Source organism: Archangium lipolyticum, from assembly GCF_024623785.1.
In the GTDB taxonomy this organism is placed as follows: Bacteria; Myxococcota; Myxococcia; order Myxococcales; family Myxococcaceae; genus Archangium; species Archangium lipolyticum.
Genome location: NZ_JANKBZ010000031.1, coordinates 43,998 through 60,689 on the forward strand (window position 1 = coordinate 43,998; position 16,692 = coordinate 60,689).

The following is a 16,692-nucleotide window of genomic DNA, read 5'->3' on the forward strand; positions in this document are numbered from 1 at the left end:
CGGGCTACGCTCGGGTCACGACCGTGGTTGACGTCTCGAGGAGGGACACATGACTCGGTGGATGTGGGCGGTGACAATGGTCGCGCTGGGTGGGGTGGGCTGCCAGAACGAGCAGAAACCAGCGATTCCCACGCGCGCGGAGATCAAGGCACTGGGGGGCTCCACGGTGGAGTTCATCCCGAAGGCCGGACAGCACCCCTACTGCATGCTGTTCACGGTGTCGGAGAAGGGTGTCATCCGGCAGCTGACGATGACGCGCGAGAACCGGTCCATCAAGTGCGAGACCGGCAAGCGCATCTACAACTCGAGCTTCCGCATCCCGGTGGAGGAGGGGAAGATCCGGGCGTACGTCTTCTTCTCGGACCAGCGCATCCAGGCGGGCTCGGTGGCGCAGCAGCTGTATGACCTGCGAGACAAGCAGCGGGTGTCGGCGATGGACTTCCGGCTGCCGGGCGCGGTGGCGGTGGAGATGCTTGAGTTCACGCCGCAGCCAGGAGGCGAGCCGGTGACGGGCGCGGTGGTGGGCACCACGGACATCGCCACCGAGGGCAACGCGCCCGAGGAAAGCCAGACCGAGGAGGCCGAGGTGGAGGAGCCCGCGCAGAACACGGCACCGCCGCCCGCCCAATGAAAGCAGGCAGCGGCACGGAGGCGGCCACCACGAAGTGACCGTGTCCGCCCCCCTTCCCTCTCCCTCTCCCTTTGGGAGAGGGTCGGGGTGAGGGTATCCGGGCCCGTCAGAACGACTCGCGCAACATGGCGAGCAGGTCCTCCTGGGTGCACGGGCGCGGGTTGCCGCGGTGCGAGGCATCCACGAAGGACTTCTCGGCGATGCGCACCAGGTCCTTCTCCTGCACACCCGCGTCGCGCAGGCGCGAGGGAATGCCGATGGTGGCGTTCAGCTTGCGCACCCGCTCGATGGCATTACCCGCGAGCACCTCCTCACGAGCGTTCGACGTATCCCCCATGACCTGGGCCACGCGCGCCAGCCGCGCGGTGCTCACGGGGCGGTTGAACTCCATCACCACGGGCAGGACGATGGCGTTGGCCAGACCGTGGTGCACGCCGGAGATGGGCGTGAGCGCATGCGCCAGCGCGTGGCAGGCCCCGAGCCCCTTCTGGAAGGCCATGGCGCCCTCCATCGCCGCCACCATCATGTCGGTGCGGGCCACCAGGTTGCTCCCCTCCTCCACGGCCCTGGGCAGCGAGCGCGCCACGCGGCCGATGCCGTCGATGGCCACCGCGTCCGCCAGTGGGTGGAAGCCGTTGGACAGGTAGGCCTCCAGGCAGTGCGTGAAGGCATCCATGCCCGTGGCCGCGGTGGGCCCGGGCGGCAGCCCCAGCGTGAGCTCGGGATCGCAGATGGCCGCCTTCGGCATGAGGAACGGGCTGAAGATGACCGTCTTGCGCCCCGTGTCCGAGAGCGTCGCCACGCCCGAGCGGCTCACCTCCGAGCCCGTCCCCGCCGTCGTGGGGATGGCGATGAGCGGCGGCATGTTGTCCAGCACGTACTGGTCACCGCCCGTCGCGTCGTCGTAGCGCGACAGCGGCGGCTCGTGCGTGGTGAGCACCTGCACCAGCTTCGCCGCGTCCAGCGGGCTGCCTCCGCCGAGGGCGATGATGCCGTCGCACCTGCCCGCCTTGTACATCTCCAGCCCCGCGAAGGCGTCGCGCTCGGTCGGGTCGGGCTTCACCTGGTCGAACACCGTGAAGCCCACTCCGGCCGCCTTCAACACCTCGTACAGCCGCTGCGCGAGCCCCGCCTTCACCACGCCCGCGTCCGTCACCACCAGCGGACGCTTCATGTTCAGCCTCGCCACCTGGGCGGGCAGCCGCTGCAGCGCTCCCGCCCCGAGGACGATCTTCGTGGGCCAGGACAGCTCGGTGATGCGCGGCTCGCTCGGCATGTCGAACGGTTTCATCGGTACTCCCGTGACAACAAATGAAGACCCTCACCCCAGCCCTCTCCCAGAGGGAGAGGGGGCTTGCTCAGATCAGCTCCATGTAGCGCTCCAGCTCCCAGTTCGTGACGGCTCGCTCGTATTGGCGGGCCTCCCAGTCGCGCGTGCGCACGAAGTGGTCCACGAACTCCTCGCCCAGGATCTGCCTCGCCCGCTTCGACCTCTCGAGCAGCGTCACCGCCTCCCTCAACGAGCGCGGCAGTCGCGGCGCATCCACCGAGTACCCATTGCCGGCACACGGCTCGGGCGGCTTCACCTCGTTCTCGATGCCCCACAGGCCCGCGGCGAGGCTCGCCGCCATGCCGATGTAAGCGTTCATGTCCGCGCCCGTCTGCCGGTACTCGAGCCGCATCGACTTCGGGCTGTCCCCGATGACACGCACCGCCGTGGTCCGGTTCTCCCGGCCCCACGTCGCCGTCACCGGCGCCCACGTGTTCTCCACGCTGCGCTTGTAGCTGTTCACCGTGGGCCAGTAGAGCGCCGTGAGCTCCGGCATCAGCTCCATCACCCCGCCGATGTAGTGCCGCATCGTCGTGCTCATGCCATCGGCCGACTCGGCGTCGTGGAAGGCGTTCTCGTCGCTCCTCAACGTCCACAGCGACTGGTGCATGTGTCCCGAGCACCCCGGCAGCTTCGGATCCACCTTCGCCATGAAGCAGGCCGTGAGCCCGTGGCGCGCGCAGATCTCCTTCACCACCGTCTTGAAGAGCGCCGCCTTGTCCGCGGCCTTCTCCAGATCGTCGTAGCGGATGGCGGCCTCGAAGACGCCCGGGCCCGTCTCCGTGTGGAAGCCCTCCAGCTCCACGCCGAAGTCGCGGCACCCGTCGATGATGGCGTGCACCAGCGGCGCGTTGAGCGACGTGCGCAGCCACGAGTAGCCGAACATGCCCGGCGTCAGTGGCGTCAGGCGCTCGTACCCCTTCTCCTTCAGCGACTGCGGCGTCTCCTTGAAGATGAAGAACTCGTACTCGGCGCCGAACTTCGGCAGGAAGCCCATGTCGCGCGCGCGCTGGCCGATCTTCTGCAGCAGCTGCCGGGGGCTCGGCTCGAAGGGCGTACCGTCCGGGTTGATGAAGTCCAGCAGGAAGGCCGCGGTGTCCGGCTCCCACGGGATGATGCGGCCGGTGGACAGGTCCACCTTGGCGTGCCCGTCCGGGTAGCCGGTGTGCCAGCCCGTCACCCGCGTGTTGTCGAGCAGCTCGTCCGTGATGTCCCAGCCGAACACCACGTCACAGAAGCCGAGCCCGCTCTTGCACGCGGAGAAGAACTTCTCCACGGACACGTACTTGCCGCGCCAGACGCCGTCCACGTCCACCGCGCCGATCTTCACCTGCTTGACGCCCTTCTCCTCGAACCATTTGTGCAGCAGGTCCGTGCCCGAGGGCTCACGCAGGTGCCGGACCGTGTCGCCCTTGTCCTTCGAGCGCGCACGCCTCCCGGCGGGCTGCGGCAGGGTGATGACCTTCGCCTTGGAACGGTTCGCCATTGGCCTCCTCCTCCTCCTTCGCCCGACGCCCATGTGCGCGCCCGGACCTTTCCCCTCACACTTCCGAGGGCAACTTCGTCCACACAGCCTTCACCTGGAGGTGGCCCCCCAGGACGTGATGTGACAAGCCACCGCTGCGGAGCGCCTCGCGCGACGCCTTGCCGGGGTCCACATCCTGGCCGCCGATGAGCAGCTTGAGCACCGGAAGCCAGGGAGGGAGCGTGCGAGCGTCGGACATGGAGACACCTCGGAAGCCCGGGCGCACATCGGAGGTGCGTGCGGGCGTCAACAGCAAGCGGCAGCCGAAGCTAGGGAGCGGCATCCAACGCGGCAACCCGACGCACCGAGAGGGACAATGAAGAACGTTCTCCTGTTGAAAGCGGGTGATGCGGCCCACTCCGTGAGGCTCGGCGTAGGTGACTATGAGCACTGGTTCGTCGAGTCGCTCGCTCCCGGAGGCTGCCGGTTCGACATCCTCCACGTGCACCGGGGCGCCCGGTTGCCGGACAGTGCCGCAGGCTACGATGCGGTGATGATGACCGGCTCACCCGCCTCGGTGACGCAGCCGGAGCCGTGGATGGAGCGCGCCGCGGAGTTCATGCTGGGCGCGGCGGCCCACGGGGTGCCGGTGCTCGGGGTGTGCTTCGGGCACCAGCTGCTCGCGCATGCCCATGGGGCGCGCGTGGTGCGCAACCACCACGGCCGGGAGATTGGCACCGTGGAGGTCTCCTTGAGCGAGGAGGGACGGCAGGATCCGCTCTTCGACGGGCTGCCCGAGCGCTTCGTGGTCCAGGCCACCCACGAGGACATCGTCGAGCAGGCCCCCACCGGAGCCAACGTGCTGGCGGGCAACGCGAACACCCCCGTCCAGGCGCTCGCCTTCGGGCCCCTCATCCGCGGGGTGCAGTTCCACCCCGAGGTCCACCCGGCCGCCATGCGTGCCCTGATTCTGGCCCGGGCGGAGAAGTTGGAGGTCGAAGCAAGGGCCCGGGGTCACGGGTGTGGAGAACGGGTACCCCGGCTGCTGGCGGGAATCGCTCCCTCGCCCGCCGGGCAGCGCATCCTGCGCAACTTCGTCGAGCGGTTCACCTGAGAACAGGGCTGAAGTAGGTAGAGGCATGGCCTCGCGCTGGGACTACCTCTTCGAGACGAAGCCCATCCCCCTCATGGACCACCTCCTGGAGGAGGTGGCGAAGCTGCTCGCGAAGGACCTGCAGCAGTGGCCGCCCCCGGTCCAGGAAATCGACCTGGAGGTGGGAGGCCAGTTCGCGCCCCTCTTCACCGAGCCGCCCCCACGCCCCGCCCCGGCCGTCTACGACGAGGCGCTGCGGCTGTCGCGCTGGGAGCTGGCCCGGGAGCTGGATGCCTACGATGACTACATGCGCAACAAGCGCTACCTGGCACGGGGGCTGGCCCCGACCGACCGGCTGACCCTGCTCTTCCTGAACCGGTGGCTGGTCGACCAGATGCTCGGCCTGGGAGAGGCCACGGAGGGACGTGTGAACCGGCGGCTCATGCAGCAATGCCTCGACCGCCTGGAAGCTCGCCTGCGGCTGGTTCAGACGCCCTTCGCTTGAGCCCGGACGGTCCCTCTGCGATAAGCCGCGCATGCTGCAGCATCACGAGCTCAACGTTCCAGCGGAACGCCGCAAGCGCATCTACATCCTCGCGGGACTGTGGCTGACGGTCGCCGTCATCCTGGCGCTGTTCCACTCGGTGCTGCTGCCCTTCGCGAGCGCCGCGCTCATCGCGTACCTGGTGCACCCGCTGGTGACGCGCATCACCCAGGTGAAGGTGCGCGGGTACCCCATCCCCCGCTGGGTGGGCATCCTGCTCATCTACGCGCTCTTCTTCCTGGCGTTGTACCTCTTCTTCATCGCCATGGTGCCGCAGCTCTACCGCGAGCTGGCCCGCATCAGCCGGGATGGGGTGGCCTTCATCAACTCGCTCACCCCCGAGCGCATCCACGTGCTCGCCGACCGCGCCGAGGACTGGCTGCGCGCCAATGGGATTCCAGTGGCCATCGCCACGCCCGAGGACATCCGCACCGGCGTGTCCAGCACCGGCTTCTCGCTGAACCTGGAGCAGGTCATCCAGGACGTGGCCGCCAGCCTCACGGCCCTGACGCGCGAGCACCTGGGCGACATCGTCACCGTGTCGCGCAACATCATCACGTCGGTGGTGGCCGGCGTGTTCATGATGTTCTTCATCCTGATGGTGGCCGCGTTCTTCTCCATCGATGCGCAGGCCATCGTCCGCTACTTCCTCAGCCTCGTGCCGGCCGAGTACGGCACCGACGCGAAGCTGTTGCTGGAGCGGATCGATCGCTCGCTGTCCGGCGTGGTGCGCGGACAGGTGACCATCTGCCTGGTCAATGGCGTCCTCACCTTCGTGGGGCTGCTGCTGTTCGGGGTGAAGTTCGCCTTCCTGCTGGCCACGGTGGCCACGGTCTTCAGCCTCATCCCCATCTTCGGGACGATCCTCAGCTCGGTGCCCATCGTGCTCATCGCGCTGGCCGACGGCTTCCAGAAGGGCGTCGCCATCCTGCTGTGGATCATCGGCATCCACGCGCTGGAGGCGTACTTCCTCAACCCGAAGATCATGGGTTCGGCGGCGCGCATCCACCCGGTCATCGTGGCCTTCAGCCTGATCGCCGGGGAGAAGATGTTCGGCCTGGTGGGTGCGCTCTTCGCGGTGCCCGTGGCCTCGCTGGTGGTGGCCTGCTTCGACTACGCCCGCCTCAAGGCCCAGCCCACGCTGGCCGAGGTGCAGCTCGAGAAGGCAGAGCCGTCGAAGTAGCCCTGAGTCACACAGGCTGAATCCGTGTGTGTCCCCTCTCCCTCTGGGAGAGGGCTAGGGTGAGGGTGTTCCCCTCATTCCACCGTGCCTCGACCGGGCAACCCGAGAAGAGAACGGTAGACCCTCACCCCGTCCCTCTCCCAGAGGGAGAGGGTCTGACTCGAGCTCCGCGTTCGGAAAGAGCAGGGAACGAAGCGGCCTCAGCCGCTACAGGCGGCCTCGCACCGCGAGTCCCGGCAGATGACGAGGCAACGCCCGCAGTCGATGCCGTTCACCGGACACGTCCCAGAGCACCGCACGTTGGCGCAGTTCGGCCCGTCCTGGACGTGGGTGGGGTTGGTGCCCTCGCCGCAGCACGCGTTCCCCATGCAGTCCGCGTCCTCGTAGCAGACGCGGTTGGACAGGGGCTCCGGGGTGATGCCGAAGTCCCCCTCTATTGGACCGCACCCGGCGGACCCTGCGAGCACCGCCCCCAAGACGAGGGCGGCGAGTGGAACAGAGCGGGTGCGGCGCATATGTCGACTCCTTACCGGTTCATCGAGCCGAGGAATTCGGCGTTCGAAGCGGTCGGACGCATATGCTTGAGCACGAATTCCATCGCGTCGATCGGCGTGAACGGGTGCAGTACCTGACGAAGCGCCGTGATGCGGATGAGGTCCGACGGGGTCAGCAGCAGCTCCTCCTTACGCGTACCGGACTTGTTGATGTCCAGCGTCGGGAAGATGCGCTTCTCCATCAGCTTCCGGTCCAGGACGATTTCCGAGTTACCGGTGCCCTTGAACTCCTCGAAGATGACCTCGTCCATGCGGCTGCCGGTGTCGATGAGCGCGGTGCCGATGATGGTGAGGCTGCCGCCCTCCTCGATGTTGCGCGCGGCGCCGAAGAAGCGCTTGGGCTTGTGCAGCGCGTTGGCGTCCACACCACCGGACAGAATCTTGCCCGAAGCCGGCACCACCGTGTTGTAGGCGCGCGCCAGACGGGTGATGGAGTCCAGCAGGATGCACACGTCGTACTTCTGCTCGACCAGGCGCTTGGCCTTGTCGATGACCATCTCCGCCACCTGCACGTGACGCGTGGCCGGCTCGTCGAAGGTGGAGCTGACCACCTCGCCACGCACGTTGCGCTCCATGTCCGTCACTTCCTCGGGGCGCTCGTCCACGAGCAGCACGATGAGGTAGACGTCCGGGTGGTTCTTCGAGATGGCGTGCGCGATGTTCTGCAGCAGCACCGTCTTACCGGCCTTCGGCGGCGCCACGATGAGGCAGCGCTGGCCCAGGCCGATGGGGCAGAACAGGTCGATGATGCGCGTCGTCATCTCCGACCCCTCGTGCTCCAGCTTCAGCTTGCGCGTGGGGTAGAGCGGCGTGAGGTTGTCGAAGAGGATGCGCTCGCGCGCCGCCTCGGACAGCGGGTCGGCGAAGTTGACCTTGTCCACCTTCTGCAGCGCGAAGAAGCGCTCGCCCTCGCGCGGCTGGCGGATGGGGCCCGTCACCGTGTCGCCCGGCCGCAGGTTGAAGCGGCGCACCTGCGACGGCGACACGTAGATGTCGTCCGGGCTCGGCTGGTAGTCGCTGTCCGAGCTGCGCAGGAAGCCGAAGCCGTCGCTCAGCAGCTCCATCACGCCCTCGGCGTGTACCTCGAACTTCTTGTCCGCGATGCCCGACAGCAGCGCGAAGATGAGATCCTGCTTTTTGAGACCCTGATAACCCTCGATGTTGAAGTCGTGGGCCATCTTCGCCAGGTCGGTGATCTTCATCCGCTTCAGGTCATTGAGCTTGATGACCTGCATGGGGGCGCCGTCACGCGTCACCTCGGTGACCACCGGCGCCTCGACCGGCTCGGGGGCCGCCGGCTGCGCGGCGGGCTCCTCGTGCGTGGCCTGGGCGCGGACCTCCTGGTACTCCTCGTCCCGGACCGGGTGGGAGGGAATCGGCGTCAGCACCGGGCGCGGCGTCTCGGCGACGGCCTCCGAGGCAGCCTCGGACTCGGTGTCCTCTTCCCGACGGGCGGATGTCCGGCGGCGTGAGGGCTTGTCGGTATCGTCCCGGTCGGCGGCCTTGGCCCGCGTCGTGCGACGCTTGGGCTTTTCTTCTTCGGCCTCGATGACTGCGGTGTCCAGGACCTTCTCTTTGGGGGAACGGGCTTTGGCCATGTGATTGGGGGGGCTACTGGCGGGCGCCCTGATTGTGGGGCGCGCACGGGAATGTCGTGGAAGATGTCCGTGGGGTACGCGAAACGCGAAACGCCCTCAGAGGGTCACCCTGGATCCCTTCTTGCCGGGACCTCGCGGGTGGTGGAACCATGTACAGGGAAGAGATGGCGCCTGAGGTGCGACAACAACCCTCATGAGCCGCTGCAAGAGGTTATTGACCACCTCCGGAGCTGTCAAGGCATCCTCGCTTCCTGCCCAATCAGGCAGCCGACGCCCCGAATCAATTCAGTTCATCCGCCGAGCCTTCATCCGTGAACTCCTCGAAGACCGCCGACGCCTCCCGAGCCGAGCAGCTCCGCCGCGAGCTCGCCCACCACAACCACCGCTACTACGTGCTCGACTCACCGGAGGTCAGCGACGCGGAATACGACCGGCTGATGCGGGAGCTGCAGGAGTTGGAGGCCCGCCACCCCGACCTCATCACCCCGGACTCGCCGACCCAGCGGGTAGGTGGCTCGCCGGCCGAGAAGTTCGAGAAGGTGGTCCACCGCGTCCCGATGCTCTCGTTGGCCAACGTCTTCAACCACGAAGAGCTTTCCGATTTCGACGAGCGGATCCGCCGCCAGACGGGGCTGGCGCAGGTCGCCTATGTGTGCGAGCCCAAGCTCGATGGCCTGGCCGTCACCCTGCACTACGAGCACGGGCGCTTCACCCGGGGCGCCACCCGGGGCGACGGCACCGAGGGCGAGGACGTCAGCGCCAACCTGCGCACCATCCGCAGCCTTCCCATGGAGCTGCTGCCGCAGGACGGGGTGAAGGTGCCCGGGGGCCTCGAGGTGCGCGGCGAGGTCTTCATCTCCAAGAAGGACTTCAAGAAGCTCAACGACTCGAGGGAGCAGGAGGGCGAGCCGCTCTTCGCCAACCCCCGCAACGCCGCCGCCGGCAGCCTGCGGCAGTTGGACCCGCGCATCACCGCCTCGCGCCCGCTCTCCATCTACCTGTACGAGTGCGTGCCCGGTGAGGGCGTGCCCGCCTTCCGCTCGCACACGGAGAAGCTCGAGTACCTCAAGTCGCTCGGGCTGCCGGTGAACCGGTACGTGCGCGTGGAGGGGGTGGAGGGGGTGCGCGAGCAGTATGGCAGGTCCGTCGAGGGCCGCCATGCCCTGCCCTTCGAGGTGGACGGCATGGTGGTGAAGGTGGACTCGGAGGACCTGCGCCAGCGGCTGGGGCAGGTCTCCAAGAGCCCCCGCTGGGCCGTGGCCTACAAGTTCCCCCCCGAGGAGGAGGCCACGCTCGTCGAGGACATCCAGGTGTACGTGGGCCGCACGGGCGCGCTCACGCCGGTGGCGCACCTCAAGCCGGTGAAGGTGGGCGGCGTCACCGTCAGCCGCGCCACCCTGCACAACGAGGACGAGCTGCGCCGCAAGGACGTGCGCAAGGGCGACACCGTCTTCATCCGCCGCGCCGGGGACGTCATCCCCGAAATCGTGAAGGTGGTGGAGTCCAAGCGTCCCCCGGACGCCCAGCCCTTCGAGTTCCCCCGCCAGTGCCCCGTCTGCCACGCGGCGGCCGTGCGGGACGAGGAGGGCGCCATCATCCGCTGCACCGGCGCCACCTGCCCCGCGCAGATGGTGGAGAAGGTGCGCCACTTCGCCTCGCGCACCGCCATGGACATCGACGGCCTGGGCGAGAAGCTGGCCGGCCAGCTCGTGGAGAAGGGGCTGGTGAAGACGTTCGCGGACCTCTACCACCTCACCCGGGGCCGGCTCCTTGAGCTGGAGCGCATGGGCGAGAAGAGCGCCGACAACCTGCTGGCCAACATCGAGCGCTCCAAGCAGACCACCCAGCCCCGCTTCCTCTACGCGCTCGGCATCCGCCACGTGGGCGAGGCCACCGCCAAGACGCTCGCCGAGTCCTTCCCGGACGTCCGCCAGCTGTACGAGGCCAGCCTGGAGGACATCACCCGCGTCAAGGACGTGGGCCCCACCATGGCCCAGGTCATCCACGCCTTCTTCCGCGAGCCGCAGAACCGCGACGCCATCAATGCCCTGCTCGAGGCCGGAATCACCCCCGCCGCTCCCCGCGTCGTCAAGACGGGCACCTTCGCCGGCAAGACGGTGGTGCTCACCGGCGGCCTGACCGGGATGAGCCGCGAGCAGGCCAAGGAGGAAATCGAACGCCGGGGCGGTAAGGTGTCTGGAAGTGTCTCGCGCAAGACTGACATCGTGGTGGCGGGCGAGGATGCGGGCAGCAAGCTGAAGAAGGCCCAGGAACTCGGGCTAAGAATCCTGGACGAGCAGGCGTTCCTGCAGCTGCTTCAGACGGACGCCAGAGGGTAGGGGCCGGCACCATGGACAGGCGGCGAGCAAGCCTCCGCATTCGAGGGAAGGTGCAAGGGGTGTTCTACAGGGAGAGCGCCCGCACCGAGGCCGTACGCCTCGGCCTGACGGGTTGGGTGCGCAACCTCTCGGACGGGTCCGTCGAGGCAGTGGTCGAGGGAGCGCCCGAGGCCCTCGAGGCATTCGTCACCTGGTGCCACCGGGGCCCACCCCAGGCCCGGGTGACGGACGTGGAGCGCGTCGATTCGGAGGCGCGCGGGGAGTTCAGCACCTTCACCGTGGAGCGCAGCTCATGAACCCCTACGCGATGGCTTCTCTGCCGGCCATGCTCGGCATCAAGGCGGGCAGCAAGGTCTCGGTCATCAATCCACCCCGGGGCTTCGTCCAGCGGCTCAACCCCCTGCCCGATGGCGTGGAGTTCCTCATCACCGCCCAGACGGGCCTGGACGTCATCCTCTTCTTCACCCAGGACGCGCACGAGCTCGTCCAGCGCCTGCCGGCCCTGTCGCGCGCCATGGCCCTCACCGGCGGCATCTGGGTGTGCTGGCCCAGCGGCGAGGGCATCAAGACGTCCCTCTCCGAGGACTTCATCCGCCAGGCCGCGCTCGACATCGGCATGGTGGACAACAAGCTGTGCCTCATCGACAGCACCTGGACCGGCCTGCGTCTGGTGCGCCGCCCCCGGGGCCGGTTGGACAAGCCGGAGAACCGCAAGCGGCTGCCGACCGCCCAGGCCTGACCCCCGAGCCTGGGCCCCTGCCCCCCATCCGGAGGGCTTCCCGAGCTGCCGACCGGCCGACATTTTCCATGTCTCGCCTTTACAGGTCGTATCAGGCGTGAAAACCTTTTGGTGTTTTCGGACCTTGGGACGTTCCGCCAGGGGCGGGGCGTTTGGGGTCCATGGATTCTTGATTTTTGAGACGGGTGCGTTCCCAGACACCAGGGCGCGCCGGCTGCACCGAGCTTCTATCGCCCCCCCAAGGCGCCCGCGGATGGGCACCGACCGGGTGAGGAAGGAAGAGGCGGGGCGGCACGAGCGCCAGGGGCCCTCGGAGCGCTCGATTGGAAGTGAGTCCCCGCCTGGCAGGGTGCCGGACAACGCGGGGCGACATGAACTCGGAGGAGCAGGTCGTGGTCCCCTCAACCCCCACCCGCGCGGACACAGCCGGCTCCCGGACACCCGGGCCGACCTTCGTCCGTGCGCGCGGAGGAGCCGGGCCCGCCTCTCCCCTCGCAGCGCGCTCGGAAGCGGGAGACGCCGTCGCCTCCCGTCCGCCGGAGCTCACGCATCCGCGCGCGCGCCCAGGACTGGTCAATGAGCAGCATCCTCGTCATCAACGCGGCGGGCCGGGAGACCCGCGTGGCCCTCGTCGAGAGCGGTCACATCGCGGAGTTCTACCTCGAGCGTAAGAAGGACAAGGGAATCGTCGGTAACATCTACAAGGGCCGTGTCGTCCGGGTTCTCCCGGGCATGCAGGCGGCCTTCGTGGACATCGGACTCGAGAAGGCGGCCTTCCTCTACGTCAGTGACGTCGTCTACGACCCGGACTTCGCCCGCGCCCAGTTCGAGCTGACCGAGGGCGAGCACGACGAAGACGCCCCGGACGTGCCGGAGGAGTCCGAGGCCGTTGCCGCCGAGGCCGCTCACGAGGCCGGCGCCGACGTGGAAGCCGAGGTGCACGAGCACGCCGCCAAGAGTGGTGGCGAGATGCCCGACCCCGTGGGAGCCCCTCCCGAGGTGCGCGCCGAGCAGCCCGCGCCGCGGACCGAGGAGCCGGAGCGTCTCGCCGAGCCGCAGCCCGCGCCCACGGCCGAGACGCCGGAGCAACCCGCCGAGCAGCCCGCCCCCATCGCCGTCACGGCGACCGGGTCGGCCGAGCCGGTGACCGTCGAGGCCTCGGCCTCGCCCGAGCCGATGAACATCTCCGTGGCGCCGGTGGAGTCCGCGCCCGTGAGCGTCGCGGCCCAGGCGGCTGCCGAGACTGCCCCGGCGATGCCCGCCACCGAGGGCTCGGTGGCCCTGGCGCTGCAGCCCGAGCCGGCGCTCGTGCCCCAGAGCGAGCCGGGTGCCGTGGCCGCCCCCACTCCGGCGGAGGCCGCCCCGCAGCAGCGTCCCGAGACGGCCGCCGGTGAGCGCCGCGCCCCGCGCGAGAACCGCGAGGCCGCCCGTGAGGCCCGCGAGGCCCGCCGCGAGCAGAAGGACAAGGACCGCGAGCGCGAGAAGGAGCGGGAGAAGGACAAGGGCCGCAAGCAGCGCGAGGAGCAGCAGCGCAAGCGCGACGAGGAGAAGTCCAAGCCGCGCAAGACGGCGAAGATCGAGGAGTTGCTGAAGGTGGGCCAGGAGGTCGTGGTCCAGATCTCCAAGGATCCCATCGGCACCAAGGGCGCGCGCCTCACCTCGCACATCTCCATCCCGGGCCGCCACCTGGTGTTCATGCCCACGGTGGACCACGTGGGCATCAGCCGCCGCATCTCCAACGAGAAGGAGCGCAAGCGCCTGCGGGAGATCGTCGACCGGCTGCGTCCCCCCGGGACGGGCTTTATCGTGCGCACGGTGGCGGAGAACGTGCCGCAGGAGAAGCTCGAGAGCGACATCCGCTTCCTCATCGAGGTGTGGAACCAGGTGGTGCGCCGCAACGAGAAGCGCGGCGGCGGCGGCCTGCTGCACCCGGACCTGGACCTCATCCTGCGCGCCACGCGCGACCTCTTCGCCCACGACGTGGAGAAGCTCGTCGTCGATGACCGCGAGGAGTACGAGCGCATCCTCGGCTTCGTGAACGCACAGGACCCGGCGCTCAAGGACCGGGTGGTGCTGCACGAGTCGGAAGAGCCCATCTTCGACGCGTATGGGATCGAGCACGAGTTGCAGCGCGCCACCCAGCGCAAGGTGTGGCTCAAGAGCGGCGGCTACCTCATCATCGACCAGGCCGAGGCGCTCACCGCCATCGACGTCAACTCGGGCCGCTACGTCGGCAAGAAGAGCCTCGAGGAGACGATCACCAAGATCAACGTCGAGGCTGCCAAGGAGATCGTCTACCAGCTGAGGCTGCGCAACATCGGCGGCATCATCATCTGCGACTTCATCGACATGGAGAAGCCGCAGAACCGGGACAAGGTCTTCAAGTCGCTGCAGGAGGCGCTGGGCCGGGACAAGGCGAAGACGAACGTGCTGCGCATCTCCGAGCTGGGCCTGGTGGAGATGACGCGCAAGCGCGTGCGCGAGTCCATCGGCCGGGTGCTGCACGAGGACTGCCCGTACTGCGACGGCAAGGGCTTCGTGAAGACGGCGACCACGGTGGCCTACGAGATCTTCGGGGAGATCCGCCGCGAGGCGCCGGGCTACAAGGACCCGACGCTGGTCATCAACTGCAACGCCGAGGTGGCGCGGCTGCTCCAGGGCGAGGAGCGGCAGGAGCTGCGGCACCTGATGGACCGCTACAACAAATCCATCCAGGTGAAGGCGCAGCAGAACTACCACCGCGAGCAGTACGACATCTACGGCCGCAGCGCGCAGGGCGGGGACCACAAGGTGGCCTCGTCGCCGGGCTCGGGCGATGGCGAGCTGTCCATGCAGCGCCGGCCGGAGAGTGGCGGTGGCGAGCGTGGCTTCCGCGAGGGCGGTGGTGGCCGCGACCGGGACCGTGACCGCGACCGTGAGCGGGGCGACCGGGGTGGCAACCGCGGCGACCGTGAGCGGAGTGACCGGGGTGGCAACCGCGACCGAGATCGGGGTGGCAACCGGGGTGACCGTGACCGGGGAGGCAACCGCGACCGTGACCGCAACCGGGGCGAGCAGCAGCGTCGGCCCGAGCAGCGGGAGGGGCGTGGGCAGCAGCAGGCCCAGGCCCAGCAGCAGGCAGGCGGAGAGCAGCCCGCCGCGGGCAGCACGCCCCCGACGTCGTCCGGAAACGGGAACGGCAACGGGTCCAGCGACAACACCTGAGCCCGCTCTCCCCTCTCCCTCCGGGAGAGGGACGGGGTGAGGGTACCGGACCCACCTGCTCGGGTCCGTGAGTACCCTCCCCCACTGGCCGGACCGCCCCGGCATTGGCTACCCTGTCGCCACCGGATGCGGTCCTTCTCCCTTCTCTCCGTGCAGCGACTGCGCGCCAGCGCGTTCCGGTGGGCCCGCCGCACCTGGGAGCCCCTGGGACAGACGCGCCCGGGCCGTTTCGCCGTGGACACGCTGCTGGCGGTGCGCTCGCTGGCGCGGGGCTTCCTGGGCGAGAACATCCGCCTGCGAGCGGCGGCGCTCACCTACATCAGCGTCTTCTCCCTGGTGCCACTGCTGACGGTGGTGGTGGCACTGCTGGGGGCCTACCACCAGCAGGCCGTCCAGCTGCGACTCCGGGAGATCATCTTCGCGGTGCTGGCCCCCGGAGTGCGCGAGGAGTCGGCGGCGTTCCTCCAGCGATTCCTGCAACCGGGACACACGACGGCCATCGGGAGCGCGGGCTTCCTCGGGCTGCTCTTCTCCGCGGGCTCGCTGCTGCACAACATCGACGAGTCGCTGAATGAAATCTGGGGCGTGAAGAACAACCGCCCGTGGCTGCTGCGCGCGCTCATCTACGCGGGGCTGCTGCTGCTGGGGCCGCTGCTGCTGGCCATCTCGTTCGCGGGAACGGGCGAGGTGCGCTCCTTCCTGCAGGAGACCCAGGCCCCCGTCTTCCTGCGCCTCTCCGAGCAGCTCTTCGGGCCCCTGTCTCCGCTCACGGGAGTCATCGGGCTCACCATCCTCTACTACGTGACGCCCAACACCCACCTGCGCTTCCGCTCGGCGCTGGCGGGCGGACTGGTGGCGGGCCTGGCCTGGTGGGTGGCGCGGCATGTGTACACGGGGGCGGCCGCGTACAGCTTCCGCCACAACCCGCTCTATGCCTCGCTGGGCGCCCTGCCCATGTTCCTCGCGTGGCTGTACGTGGACTGGCTCCTCATCCTCACCGGCGGACGCCTCTCGTACGCGGTGGAGCACGCCACCTTCCGGGACTCGCTGTGGGCCTTTGGCACCCATCCCCGGGCCCGGGAGCTGGTGGCCGCACGGGTGGCGCAGGAAGCCACGCTGGTGTGGTTCGACGGCGGAACACCTCCCCTTCCCCGGGACCTGGCCCTCCGACTCCGGGTCGCCGAGTCACTCGTCCACGAGGTGGTGGACGACATGGAGCGGGCGGGGCTCATCGAGCGCCAGCGAAAGGGAGGCATCCTACCGGCCCGTCCCCCCGCCGAGCTCACCCTGGCCGACCTGACGCTCGCCGTCCACGGCGTCTACAACCCCGTCGAGCCCCAGGCCTGGAACACCCCGCGCGCCCCGGGCTTCGAGCCCCTGGAGGCCTTCTTCGGGGAGTCCGACAGGGCCGGCCTCGACGTCCTGCGCCGGACCCGGTGGCTGGACCTCGCCATCCTGGTGCGCCCCGGGCTCGCGGAGGTGGCGGCGGCTGCCCCCCCGGAGCCGGCCGTGGCGGCGACGGGAAGCGGAAATCCGTAACGTTTCTGGGAGGTTGGCGGGCCTCGTGGCTTGCACGCGGCATTCGTTCTGTTATGTTTCCGGGATTCGACCACGGGCCATGCGCCCTGTTTCCGAGGGGTTAGGCGGTTTGCGGGAGCATGCGATGCTGAAGTCCGATCTGATCAACGTCCTCGTCTCCAAGAAGGGGATGACCCAGAAGCAGGCCGAGGCGACGGTCGAGACTATCTTCGAGTCCATGAAGGAGGCCCTGTGCCGCGGCGAGAACATCGAGATCCGCGGGCTGGGCGCCTTCCACGTGAAGAACTACCAGGGCTACCAGGGCCGCAATCCCAAGACGGGGCAGATCATCCCCGTGAAGCCCAAGCGAGGCTTGCTCTTCCGCACGGGCAAGGAGCTGCGTGACCGGGTCAACCGCCCGGCCCCGCAGACCCCGCAGTCCGACATCTCGTTCGATCCCAAGAGCGGCAGCGGCACCAGCTACTAGCCTCCGC

General features: G+C 68.7%; 15 protein-coding genes. 10 read left to right on the top strand and 5 right to left on the bottom strand.

The annotated features are described in order from the left end of the window. The first annotated feature begins 49 nt into the window (after window positions 1-49). Window positions 50-631: a hypothetical protein gene (locus NR810_RS41215; RefSeq protein WP_257460697.1), complete on the top strand. Its 582-nt coding sequence runs from the start codon at window positions 50-52 to the stop codon at window positions 629-631. Window positions 632-737: 106 nt separating this feature from the next. Here NR810_RS41215 and NR810_RS41220 read toward each other — a convergent pair whose 3' ends face one another. The 3 genes from NR810_RS41220 to NR810_RS41230 form a co-directional block, all read right to left on the bottom strand. Continuing rightward, a complete protein-coding gene (locus NR810_RS41220; RefSeq protein ID WP_257460699.1) occupies window positions 738-1,922 on the bottom strand; it encodes an iron-containing alcohol dehydrogenase in 1,185 nt (394 codons plus the stop codon). A 67-nt stretch (window positions 1,923-1,989) separates the two neighbouring features. Continuing rightward, window positions 1,990-3,447, bottom strand: a complete 1,458-nt coding sequence (locus tag NR810_RS41225) for a glutamine synthetase family protein (protein WP_257460702.1) — start codon at window positions 3,445-3,447, stop codon at window positions 1,990-1,992. A 55-nt stretch (window positions 3,448-3,502) separates the two neighbouring features. Beyond that, window positions 3,503-3,685: a hypothetical protein gene (locus NR810_RS41230; protein WP_257460703.1), complete on the bottom strand. Its 183-nt coding sequence runs from the start codon at window positions 3,683-3,685 to the stop codon at window positions 3,503-3,505. Window positions 3,686-3,802: 117 nt separating this feature from the next. Between NR810_RS41230 and NR810_RS41235 the strand changes: the two genes are divergently transcribed. From NR810_RS41235 to NR810_RS41245, 3 genes are read left to right on the top strand one after another with little or no spacing between them, the layout of a single operon-like run. Beyond that, on the top strand, window positions 3,803-4,540 hold the full coding sequence (locus NR810_RS41235; RefSeq protein ID WP_257460704.1) for a glutamine amidotransferase: 738 nt from the start codon (window positions 3,803-3,805) through the stop codon (window positions 4,538-4,540). A gap of 25 nt (window positions 4,541-4,565) precedes the next feature. Further along, entirely contained in the window at window positions 4,566-5,024 is a 459-nt protein-coding gene (locus NR810_RS41240) for a hypothetical protein (RefSeq protein ID WP_257460706.1), read from the top strand. 31 nt (window positions 5,025-5,055) lie between these two features. After that, window positions 5,056-6,246, top strand: coding sequence for an AI-2E family transporter (locus tag NR810_RS41245; RefSeq protein ID WP_257460708.1), 1,191 nt, complete (start codon window positions 5,056-5,058; stop codon window positions 6,244-6,246). 200 nt (window positions 6,247-6,446) lie between these two features. Here the strand turns inward: NR810_RS41245 and NR810_RS41250 are convergent, their stop codons facing one another. Beyond that, window positions 6,447-6,761, bottom strand: coding sequence for a hypothetical protein (locus tag NR810_RS41250; protein WP_257460709.1), 315 nt, complete (start codon window positions 6,759-6,761; stop codon window positions 6,447-6,449). Window positions 6,762-6,772: 11 nt separating this feature from the next. Next, complete coding sequence (gene rho, locus NR810_RS41255) at window positions 6,773-8,398, bottom strand: transcription termination factor Rho (RefSeq protein ID WP_257460712.1); 1,626 nt, start codon at window positions 8,396-8,398, stop codon at window positions 6,773-6,775. A 311-nt stretch (window positions 8,399-8,709) separates the two neighbouring features. Between rho and ligA the strand changes: the two genes are divergently transcribed. From ligA to NR810_RS41285, 6 genes are all read left to right on the top strand, one after another. Beyond that, entirely contained in the window at window positions 8,710-10,737 is a 2,028-nt protein-coding gene (gene ligA / locus NR810_RS41260; RefSeq protein WP_257460715.1) for an NAD-dependent DNA ligase LigA, read from the top strand. Window positions 10,738-10,748: 11 nt separating this feature from the next. Next, window positions 10,749-11,033 (top strand): acylphosphatase, encoded by a 285-nt coding sequence (locus tag NR810_RS41265; protein WP_257460716.1) that lies wholly within the window; start codon window positions 10,749-10,751, stop codon window positions 11,031-11,033. Continuing rightward, a complete protein-coding gene (locus tag NR810_RS41270) occupies window positions 11,030-11,476 on the top strand; it encodes a DUF3052 family protein (RefSeq protein WP_257460718.1) in 447 nt (148 codons plus the stop codon). The genes NR810_RS41265 and NR810_RS41270 overlap by 4 nt, the downstream gene beginning before the upstream one ends. Window positions 11,477-12,052: 576 nt before the next feature. Then, on the top strand, window positions 12,053-14,680 hold the full coding sequence (locus NR810_RS41275) for an Rne/Rng family ribonuclease (RefSeq protein WP_257460720.1): 2,628 nt from the start codon (window positions 12,053-12,055) through the stop codon (window positions 14,678-14,680). A gap of 126 nt (window positions 14,681-14,806) precedes the next feature. After that, on the top strand, window positions 14,807-16,219 hold the full coding sequence (locus tag NR810_RS41280; protein ID WP_257460721.1) for a YhjD/YihY/BrkB family envelope integrity protein: 1,413 nt from the start codon (window positions 14,807-14,809) through the stop codon (window positions 16,217-16,219). A gap of 124 nt (window positions 16,220-16,343) precedes the next feature. Further along, on the top strand, window positions 16,344-16,685 hold the full coding sequence (locus NR810_RS41285) for an HU family DNA-binding protein (RefSeq protein WP_204226152.1): 342 nt from the start codon (window positions 16,344-16,346) through the stop codon (window positions 16,683-16,685). The last annotated feature ends 7 nt before the right edge of the window (window positions 16,686-16,692 follow it).